This is a genomic window from Acinetobacter sp. AL9 (assembly GCF_041464035.1).
Taxonomy (GTDB): Bacteria; Pseudomonadota; Gammaproteobacteria; order Pseudomonadales; family Moraxellaceae; genus Acinetobacter; species Acinetobacter towneri.
Genome location: NZ_JAYFSK010000120.1, coordinates 1 through 2,148, shown reverse-complemented (window position 1 = coordinate 2,148; position 2,148 = coordinate 1). Strand labels below are relative to the sequence as shown.

The 2,148-nt window shown below is 38.7% G+C and carries 1 protein-coding gene and 1 rRNA gene; both read left to right on the top strand.

The window, feature by feature from the left end:
- The first annotated feature begins 1 nt into the window (after nucleotide 1).
- Nucleotides 2–116: ribosomal RNA gene (gene rrf, locus ACEO2X_RS13750) — 5S ribosomal RNA — on the top strand.
- A gap of 334 nt (nucleotides 117–450) precedes the next feature.
- Nucleotides 451–1,809 (top strand): MFS transporter, encoded by a 1,359-nt coding sequence (locus ACEO2X_RS13745; protein WP_180187212.1) that lies wholly within the window; start codon nucleotides 451–453, stop codon nucleotides 1,807–1,809.
- Nucleotides 1,810–2,148 lie beyond the last annotated feature (339 nt).

Genomic DNA, 2,148 nt, shown 5'->3' with positions numbered 1-2,148 from the left:
TGCTGGCGACCATAGCAAGAGTGAACCACCTGATCCCTTCCCGAACTCAGAAGTGAAACCTCTTCGCGCTGATGGTAGTGTGGGGTTACCCATGTGAGAGTAAGTCATCGCCAGCTCATTATTCAAAGCCCCCTTGACATAAACGTCAAGGGGGCTTTTTTATACGGAAAGGAAAATATTAAGAAGAAAAGTAGAAGAAAGAAGTTTAAAACAATATATTTACAATAATAAATTATGTGAAAAATATAGCATATATCAAAATATCATAAATTACTGCAAGTCTATTTGGTCGAATTTATCTACAACTTTAGTCTAGGTTTTTAAGAAAATTAACCAGAGTTAAGTTTTTGCTGTAGACAAAAAGTGAATATTGATTCATTTTATATACAAAAGTGAATAACCATTCATTTTTTATAAAATAAAAAGCTCACAATTGGAGGTGAGGGAAAAATGACAGCAACAACAATGAATGTGAATGCTGTAGTGGATCAAGCAAAGTTTAAACCTTTTCATTTAAAAATTGTACTTTGGTGCGTATTTGTCGTTATTTTTGACGGTTATGATTTGGCGATTAACGGTGTGGCTTTACCACTACTGATGCAAGAATGGAATATGACGGCTGTACAGGCAGGTATGCTTGCGAGTACGGCACTGGCAGGCATGATGTTTGGCGCCATGCTGTTTGGCATGTTGGCAGACAAAATTGGCCGTAAAAATGTCATATTAATTTGTGTGACGTTATTTAGTGGCTTTACTTTTTGGGGCGGCTTTGCATCCAACCCAACAGAGTTTGGTATTTTACGTTTTATTGCAGGTTTAGGGATTGGCGGAGTATTGCCTAACCTCGTGGCTTTAACCTCTGAATATGCACCACAAAAAATGCGTAGTACCTTAGTTACCACCATGTTCAGCGGCTATGCCGTGGGCGGCATTATGGCAGCCTTACTTGGTGCATGGTTGACGCCTAGCTTTGGCTGGGAAGTGATGTTCTATATTGCGGGATTACCGTTACTTATTTTGCCTTTATTGTGGTTTTTCTTACCAGAATCTTTAACTTTTTTGGTGAAAAAACAGCAACATGAAAAAGCGCGTCACATCGTCCAGCAAATTAGCCCACAAGAAAATATCAGCCCACAAACACAATTTGTATTAAATGAAGTACAAACCGCAGATGCCTCAATTGCAGCCTTATTTAAAAATAACCGTGGCATGAGTACTTTGCTGTTTTGGTGCTGCTTCTTTATGTGTTTGTTGATGGTTTATGCTTTGGGCAGTTGGTTGCCAAAACTGATGATGGCAGCAGGTTATTCGCTGGGTAACAGTTTAATGTTCTTAATGGCGATGAACATTGGTGCTGTGATCGGAACCATCAGTGGCGGGATTTTAGCAGACCGTTTCCACTTAAAACCTGTGATTATTGGCATGTTTTTATTGGGCGCATTCTCTCTAGTGGGTCTAGGCTTTAATTCACCACAGCCTGTGATTTATTTATTGGTGGGCTTAGCAGGTGCTTCTGCCATTGGCAGCAGTATTTTATTGTATAGCTTTGTTGCTCAGTATTATCCACTTACGATTCGTTCTACAGGTATCGGCTGTGCTTCTGCAGTGGGGCGTGTCGGTGCGATTGTAGGCCCTATTATTATTGGCGTACTTTTGGGCATGGATTTACCACATAAAATGAACTTTTTGGCGGTGGCGATTCCTGCAGTGATTGGTGCAATTGCAGTAGCACTGATTCGTTTACAAAGTACATCACAGGTGGTGAGTGAGCCAAGCGTGGTTAAAAAAACCAGCCGATCTTATAGTTAATTGATCGTTAGTGTTTTGGGACTTTGAAATTAAGGAGCATTGCTCCTTAATTTTTTGCCTATTCACTTTGTAGAAGATTTAAGTAAGAAAGTGTGTATCGCTACATTTCTACTGTACACGAGGTACATTTCATTGATTATGATGTCTTGATTAGCACAAGCAAAGATTGAATGAATAGAGGAGTGATTTATAGCAAATAATTATTTTGACAAATATAGTCAAACATATACAATTTAGGTATTAAATTTTAAAAAAACTTGCAATGAAATACTTGACTGAAAGCTTAAAGAAAGTAGAGCAAGACCTTGCTTATTTTGTATCCCCTGAAAATAAAGATGG